Annotated in this window: 6 protein-coding genes; 1 reads left to right on the top strand and 5 read right to left on the bottom strand. The window is 61.2% G+C overall.

The window, feature by feature from the left end:
- Positions 1-1,063 precede the first annotated feature (1,063 nt).
- From C2R25_RS16355 to C2R25_RS20550, 5 genes are read right to left on the bottom strand one after another with little or no spacing between them, the layout of a single operon-like run.
- Complete coding sequence (locus tag C2R25_RS16355; RefSeq protein ID WP_158250708.1) at positions 1,064-2,020, bottom strand: spore coat U domain-containing protein; 957 nt, start codon at positions 2,018-2,020, stop codon at positions 1,064-1,066.
- Positions 2,017-4,410, bottom strand: coding sequence for a fimbria/pilus outer membrane usher protein (locus C2R25_RS16350; RefSeq protein ID WP_233204079.1), 2,394 nt, complete (start codon positions 4,408-4,410; stop codon positions 2,017-2,019). The genes C2R25_RS16355 and C2R25_RS16350 overlap by 4 nt, the downstream gene beginning before the upstream one ends.
- A 10-nt stretch (positions 4,411-4,420) precedes the next feature.
- Positions 4,421-5,134, bottom strand: coding sequence for a molecular chaperone (locus C2R25_RS16345; RefSeq protein ID WP_103730236.1), 714 nt, complete (start codon positions 5,132-5,134; stop codon positions 4,421-4,423).
- Positions 5,135-5,145: 11 nt separating this feature from the next.
- Positions 5,146-5,703 (bottom strand): spore coat U domain-containing protein, encoded by a 558-nt coding sequence (locus C2R25_RS16340; RefSeq protein WP_103730235.1) that lies wholly within the window; start codon positions 5,701-5,703, stop codon positions 5,146-5,148.
- A 29-nt stretch (positions 5,704-5,732) separates the two neighbouring features.
- Positions 5,733-5,891: a hypothetical protein gene (locus C2R25_RS20550; RefSeq protein WP_158250707.1), complete on the bottom strand. Its 159-nt coding sequence runs from the start codon at positions 5,889-5,891 to the stop codon at positions 5,733-5,735.
- A gap of 326 nt (positions 5,892-6,217) precedes the next feature.
- Between C2R25_RS20550 and C2R25_RS16335 the strand changes: the two genes are divergently transcribed.
- Complete coding sequence (locus C2R25_RS16335; RefSeq protein ID WP_158250706.1) at positions 6,218-7,900, top strand: sulfatase-like hydrolase/transferase; 1,683 nt, start codon at positions 6,218-6,220, stop codon at positions 7,898-7,900.
- The last annotated feature ends 92 nt before the right edge of the window (positions 7,901-7,992 follow it).

Genomic DNA, 7,992 nt, shown 5'->3' with positions numbered 1-7,992 from the left:
GTCTGATAAAGCTCCACTCTCTTCATCCTTCCACCTCCGCACAAAAGCGAAGGTCTAACAGGACTGGCCCTTTTTTATCCCGGTGCTCCGGTCCGGTCCGTGGCCCCTTTTATTCCCGGTGTTCTCACTCGGCTCGGCCTAGGTCCTGGGCTGTGAGCGCTTCTCGAAGGCCGTTCCAGCGTTGCAGTTTGATGCAGCTGGAAGCTCGTTTCGAGACGAAGCGGATTTCTGAAAGTTTTGCGCGCTCGCCGCCTTCCGCTGGGGGAGGTCTGGGGAAAACGTAACATGCGTAACCTGTGGGCCTTACCGACGACTAAGCATCTGATTTGATATACTTTTCCATGTTACGTTCCGAAGGCAATGTGGAGCAACCTCCCGCAGTGAAGAACGTAACCCCCGCAGAAATCCTAAGGTTTTTGAGATCAAAAGGTTACGTTTTTAAAAGGTAACCTCGTCACACCAAGGTTACGCTTTAGGTTACGTCAAGAACCGCAGATTTCCGGGGCATGTTACGTTTGTTACGTTTTTTCCGGGACCCCCCACTATGTAAGGAGCGATGGGGCTTTATAGGTCTGTATGGGCAGTTCGAATCCCGTTTGCGGAACTGCATGACAAACAACGTCTATGGTTTGATCTATGGTAAGGCGGTTAGCTAGGATGAGGCTTTGACCAGCTTTTTCAACGAGTTGATAGCGCTAATCGACGGTCTCCCGCTCCGCCAGCAGCTAGTCTGCAAACATCCCTAAACGTCTGATTTCAGCCATTTTCGGGCGCTTCGGCGTGGCCGCTGTGTCTGCTACTGGCCTCGTTTACTCTCATACATCGGCTCCGCCATGGCACGTCGCCCAAGCGTGGCATACACTGCAAAAAGGCCGCTGGTCGAAGGTTCACGCAGAGGATGTAGCGGGTGGTCCGGACGGAGCGGTATATCCGTCTCTCGGGCGCAAGGCGATCGAGGACATCGAGGCCCCGGATGTCCGGGCACGGCTGCAAGGAATCTTGGGCGCGAGAGGGATCCAGGCGGCGCATCGGACGCGGCACTCGATCAGCGCCATCCAGGCGCCTAGAAGTGTAGCACCACGGTCACCGTGTCCGAATAGCTTCCTACGGGCGGGGGCATGGCAACGGTGACGCGGCCATAGACGGGATTGGACTGCACGGTGCCAGTTCCTGTCCCGAGGATTGTTCCGTCGATCGGGATTAGTTGAGACCGTGCGGTGTCGCGGTAGAGCCGGTAAGGAACATAATCGCCGCCCGCACTGCGCATCCGGCGCTCGCTTCCGTCGAGATACTGCCCACCATCGAAACTCAGCGTCCAGCTGGTTGCGGCAGGGCAGGTCACCTGCACGGATCCCACCGCATCCACTTCGGTCCAGAAGCCCGCGGGCGCGCCGAAATCGACAGCTTCGATGATGCCCAGGTTGCACGCCTCGGCGAGGTTCGCCGTGACGTTGATAGAAAAGTCCAGCCCGCTAAGGTCATTCAACTGAGATACGCAAGTCTGCGAACCCGCCGCCAGAAAACCCAGAACAGTATTGAAGAAAAAAGCCTGGTACGTTCCGACGGGCGATGACTGTCCGGCCGGTATGCGGCCGTAAAACGTCAGGGTCCCGCTTATGGTTGCCCCCGCCGCGACGGTCGCGGTTTGCGCAATCGGCAGCGTTTTGGTCCAGGCAATGGTCGCAGCAGGATCGACGTACAGATTGAAATCGAGCGTGTTTGCACCGCTCTGCAGCTTGGGTTGGGCCGCCGTGCCGGGAAAGCTGGGATTGCCAATGCCCGTGCAGATCGTAAAAGTTGTGGGTGTCGTGTTGAAGCTCCGGCAGGTGTAGCGGATATCGCCGCTTGCGGTAAGCGAGGTGCCGAAATTAATCGTCACCGGCTGAGTGGTGAGCGAGCAGACGACGTTCGCCTTCGCCGGTTGAGGCGCCAGTAAGAGAACGAGCGCCGCCAAGGCAACGAGCAGTGTCAGGATAGCGGGAGCGGCGTGCCTGACGACGCCGGGCGGCGAAGCGATCATTGACATGTCACCGGCCCGATCTGAGGCAAGCCGCCAACGACCGGCACAAAGTCGAAGCTTGCGCGGCATTCCCCTCCCTCCGGCAGCTCTACAAGAATGCGATTGTGCGCAGCCAGCCCGGTGAGGAATACGCGCCCATCATGGCCCACCACTGTCGGGCTGCCGCCGTCCTCGATCGTCACCAGTGCACCGACAGCCAGCGGCTGCGCCGCACCATCGACCAGAATTATAACGGCCGCCGCTTGGGGCCTGACGCCGAAATCCACGATGACCCCGGCGCGATCATCGGGCACAACCTCGATCTCGGTTTGCGGAGCGCTCATGTCGAGGGGAAGGCTGGTCGGGTCAATCTCGATGCGATTGGTCGCCAGAGAACGCAACGAAGGCAGCAGCGCGCGACCGTGCGCGTCCGTGTGGCCGACCTCCCGCGAATCGACGAGCAGCGGCGTGTTGGGGCCGCCTCCGCGAACTACGGCGAAGCTTCGGTCTACCGTTGGCGCCAGGAAGAGACCGCCCATAGCCACGATCGACCCCTGAATGAAGCCGTTGACCCTCGTCTCACCGTCGAAATTGTCGACGCCGCCGCCGAGAGTGGCGTGGTGCCCGCGATAGCGCACGTCGGCCGCGCGATAGTCGGTCCCGGTCCCGGAGACGACTTCCTGGCTTGCCAGGTTGACGTTCCAGGAACCCTCGCCATAGCCGCTGTTGTAGGTGAAGCGCGACGATATTCGCGTCGCATCGCGCGAGTGCGCAACATTCGCGGCTGCTGTGCTGCGCCGGCCGAGCGCGACGGTCAGTCCCACTGCGACGCCATAATCCTTGCGGTCCGTGAAGTCTCTGAACCCGTTGACCCACAGCGACAGGTTTGTGCCCAAGGACCGTTGCGCGGAAAAGTTTGCAGCACGGAATTGCTGGTTCGCCAGTTCGACATGGGTGTAGGCCAGGTTGATGCCGATATCGGCGATCGAGAAGCTTGCCCCGAAGCGATCGATCTTGCGCGCAAAGGCAACGAGCAGCGGATCGTCGTCGGGCGTTGGCAGTGGATCGGTTGGCAAGCCGGGATGGACCGCACCCAGCGGATCCGCGCGCCTTGTGGCATGGAATGAGGTTGCCCCCACGAGGGTCTGATATCGGGAGTTCGAGCGTTCGATCCCACCAAAGAAATCTATCCCAAGCACATGGGCCTGCCCTTCCAGCACGAAGCGTCTGCCGGTGCGCTCGCGGAAACGGCTCACCGAGGCACCTGCCGAGATGGCACCGAACCCGCCAAGCCGCACGGTGCCGCCCAGGCTACCCATGACATGGCCGCGCATACCTTCGACATGGGCGCGCAAGGTCAGGGCATCGGACACCCCGTATCTGACGCTTGCGGACCCAGAAAACCGGGAAAGATAGTCAAAGGACTCCGAGCCGTAGTTCAACCTGGGAAAGCCGGCCTCGACCGAAAAGTCCAGCCTGCCCTGCGGGAGCAAGTCGGGAGCGAAGAACAGCGGCTTGCTGAGCCTGGTCTCTCGACCCGTCGCATCCGTCAGCACGACCGTCGCGGTCGCCCCGCCGCCGATATTGGGCAGCGAGCGAAACTGGAATGGCCCTCTGCCCACTGTACCGGTAAAGTACCGCAATCCATTGATGTAAAGGTCGACCGTGGAGGGAACCGCCGCAGTTCCGTTGAGCGTCGGCAGCGCCATGGTGACAAGGTCGGGGCGGGATTCGAAATCGCGCTGGATCTGGATGCCGGTGAGCCGATAGGCGCTCGCAATCCCTCCACCGCTGCCGATCGTGTCGCCAAGCGTCAGGGCAATCGCTGTTCTCACATCGACGATGCGCCAGTAGGTATCGAGCCGAGTGTGGTCCACCCCGCCGTTGCCATCGTCCGCAAGAGTGGCAAATCCTGTCGTGGATAGCACACCCCGCCGGGTCAGGATGCGCAGGTCATATTGCGCCGACGCCTGGCTATCCTTGCCGATATCGGCGTATACGCCGTAGTTGAGCAGCGCGCCGGTGTTGCGCGTAACTTTGTCCAAGTCGATTTCCCGGGGAGCGATTCCCGCATCCAGCACCATCGGAACAACCGCCGCATCCGTCGCGTCGATCTCGACCGCCTGAGCCGCTTCGATGTAGCGATAGGTAATGCCGGGCAGGTCATCCAGTCGAACGAGGTCTGCCGGGGGCCGCGCAGGCGGCACTTTCAGCCCGAGGCCCTGCAGGCGTTCGGCCGTTGCCGCAAGCACTCCGTCTGGAAGCTGGACGAACTCCCACAACAAGGGCGACCGCACGCCGTTCACCCGAACCTCAAGGACGAGCGTGACGGGTGTTTGCGGACTCGACTGCGCGTTCACCGGCGATGGAACCCAGCTCACCCCCGCGATCGCAACCATCAGCGCGGACAACAGGCACGGGTTAGTTGCTCGCGATGGTGATCGGCGCGCGGACTTCACGATCGCCAACTTCGGCCACAAGTGTCAGGTTGGCGTTGGTTGCGGGAAGGGGGGTGTTCGCCGCCGACGTCCACCGCCGCATGCTTCCGGGCAAGACATACCCGTTCAAGCCGCTTCCGAACGACACATTCCCTACCGCCAGCGCCTCGACGCGCGCGTGGCCCGTGCCCGTGTTCGTCGCCTCCACTAACAGGCGACCGCCCGACTTGTAGGCTTTCCACGAAAGCCTCGAGGAGGCGTTTGCCGTGCCGAAGAAGACCGGCAGATCGTATCGGATGAGAATGTCGACGGTGCGGGCTTCTGCACGCTTCCGCTCCGCTGCGGGCAACTCATCCACCCAAAGCCGGTAGCTTTTCTCTCCGGAGGCTACCGCGCCGGCTGTCCGCGCGACCCTGATGGTGTACGAAGCGCCGCCCGGGATCGTCGTCGCAGGCGGGCTGACCACGACGTCGGTAGTGGGCGTGAGCGTGTCCTTCCCATTCGCCTGGGACCATTCGAAGACCCGGATCTGGACCGAAACCTTCTCAGCGCTGGTGTTCTGAAGGGTGATTGCGGACGCTTGCGATGGTGCGCTTACCACCACACGCAGGGGTTCTACGCGTAGCGAAGCCTGCGCCGCGGCGACGTTCGGAATGGAGAGAAGGGCCGCAAGGGCGGCGGACAAACGCACGTACATCGCAATCTCCTTCAAAAACTGACCGTTACGATGACATTGTCAGTATAGCTGTCCGCTGGGGGTGTCGGACTCAAAGGGGGCACGCGACCGTAGACGGGGACCGGCTGGTAGGCGCCGTTCGCGGTAACAAAGATGTTCGATAGGACGGCAGTTCGCGCAGCGTCGCTGTAAATCTGGTAAGGGATCAACTGCGAGGTGTTTACCGCGCCGCGCATTGCCCGGTTATCGATATCGCTGGCGTTCTCGCCCGGGCCGAACGTCACACTGTATGTCGTGCCTGCGTTGCAGCGCACCTCAATGCCACCGACTGTTCCGGTGCCGATCTCGCGATCTATCGGATCGTCGAGTCGAGATGTCGTCCCGAAGTCCAGTTCCGCTTCACCCCCGCCAATCGTACTGCCGGGCCATGCGACTTCGCACGCTTCCTCGACAATCAGGCGGACGTCGAGTGATCCAGATTCTTGCCTTAGCTGTGCCTGCGCCGGCGTGATCCACATCACGGCAAGACCCAGAACGGTGGCTGACAATCGTCGCATGATGATGAATCTCCTCTGCCAAAGCGAGAACAAACGTGGGCTGCCCGATTTGCCGACAAGCGCTATTTCGCCCGGTGCGCCATCGCGCCGTGGACCATCTGCGGATCCTGGAACAGGTTGTAGATCTTCTGCAGGCGCAGTGTGGTAAAGGGGTCGGCCCACAGGCGCATTCCGATGTCGTCGCCCCAGATTCCCAGAATATTGGGTTTGCCCTTGGGCATCACCGTATCTCCTTCTGTCGCAAGGCTGGGAAGACAACTCGCATCCCCCGGATGTTGCAACAATCGGGGTAAACCCGGCCAACTGCGCAATTTTCCCTGACCGAGAGACTGCATGCTCCGTCCTGAAAAGCGATGGACCGCACAGTGTCGATCGAGGGCGGTCGATCAGCCCGGCCGCCGTTCAGTCAGAGCAAGCGGCCTTGTGGTTCTCATCGGGATAATCCCGATACCCTGAGCAGGCGGGGATGATATTCGAAGTGTTGGCGCGGCCACGCGGTACCGCTCATGCGCCGCCGCAGGATCGTAGGCAGGACAGGCTTCGAACGATGGCTCATCACGCTTTGGGAGAGGACAAAGCCTCGCGCTACAACGTCATTCTCATCCTTGTCGATCAGGAGCGGTACTTCAGCAGCTATCCCTTTCCGGTAGATGGCCGCGAGCGGCTCATGCGGCAGGGGATTACCTTCACCCGCCATCAGAATTGCTCGAACGTCTGCACGTCGTCGCGCTCGGTGGTTTATACCGGCTGGCACATGCCGATCACGGGCATGTTCGACAATGTCGGACTTCCCTGGATGACGAACAACCTGGACCCGGCGCTGGGCACCATCGGATCGCTGTTCAGGCAGGCCGGCTACTACGCCGCCTACAAGGGCAAGTGGCATCTCAGCAACGAGATGGAGGGAGGCCATTTCGCCGGGGGCAAGCCGGACATCGGCCTTCAGCCTTCGCCTCATTTCCACACCGTCATGGATGGCTATGGCTTCAGCGACTATCACGGGATCGGCGACGTGATTGGTTGGTCGCAAGGGGGCTATCTTTATGATGAGATCACCGCCGCCCAGACCGTAAGCTGGCTGCGCGGAACCGGGCAAACGCTGGCCCGCCAGGGCGAGAACTGGTTCCTTGCCATCAACCTGGTCAACCCTCACGACGTGATGTTCATCGACACCGATGAGCCCGGCACGCCGGTGCAATGGCAAGGCAAACTGAACGACGGCGGCGTGTCAATGAACCCCGCGCAACCGCCCGATCATCCGCTCTACCAAGCGCGCTGGGACAATGTCCCTCTGCCCGAGAGCCGCCATCAACCCTTCGACGACCCCGGACGACCAGCGGCTCACCGCGAGTATCAGCGCGCCCGCGCCGCACTGGTAGGCGATTTTGTGGATGAGGACCGCCGCTGGAGGAAGCTCCAGGACTACTATTTCAACTGCATCCGCGACTGCGACCGGCATGTTGTCACCATCCTGGACGAGTTGGACGCGCTGGGGCTGATGGAGAACAGCGTGATCATGTTCACCGCCGATCACGGGGAACTGGGCGGCTATCACGGCATGCATGGCAAGGGCTCGTCCATATACCGAGAACAAATGCAGGTCCCCATGATCGTCGCGCATCCCGCCGTTCCCGGCGGCGGTCGCTGTGACGCGCTGACCTGTCATCTTGATGTCGTCCCGACGCTTCTGGCGCTTTCCGGCATACCGCAAGCGGAACGAGATTCGATCCTCTCCGATCGCCGGGGGCGCGATTTCTCGCCGCTGCTGGACCGGCCCCAGGAGGCGGGCGTGAATGCGCTGCGCCCTTCAAGCCTCTATTGCTTCAACATGCTGACTTATGCGGATGCCGACTATCTGGCGAAGGTTCAGGCGATCAAGCAGCGGGCGGACCTCACCGAAGAAGGCAAGAAGCGTGAAACAGGCAGTATCGAACTCGACCTGTCGAAGCGGTCGGCCATTCGCTGCGTCAATGACGGCCGCTACAAGTTCGCGCGCTATTTCTCGCCCAGGCAGCACAACAGTCCGCAAAGCATGGACGATCTCCTGAAGCTCAACGACATCGAGCTGTTCGACACGCGGGACGATCCGGACGAAACGAACAATCTCGCGCAGGATACCGAACGCAATGCCGCGCTGATCATGGAGATGAGCAACAAGCTCGAAGCCATAGCACATTGGGAAGCGGCCCCTCGAAGGGCGCACTGCCTTGATGAAGGCAAGGGCGCGTAGCGCCCGCAGGCTTTATCAAGGCGGTCATGATCGGCCCGCAGGTCTCTAGAGTGAAGTTGTCGACTCAACCCTTTGGAGACAGACCGACCATG

The organism is Novosphingobium sp. HII-3, from assembly GCF_002916655.1.
In the GTDB taxonomy this organism is placed as follows: domain Bacteria; phylum Pseudomonadota; class Alphaproteobacteria; order Sphingomonadales; family Sphingomonadaceae; genus Novosphingobium; species Novosphingobium panipatense.
This window is presented reverse-complemented; position numbering and strand designations above follow the sequence as displayed.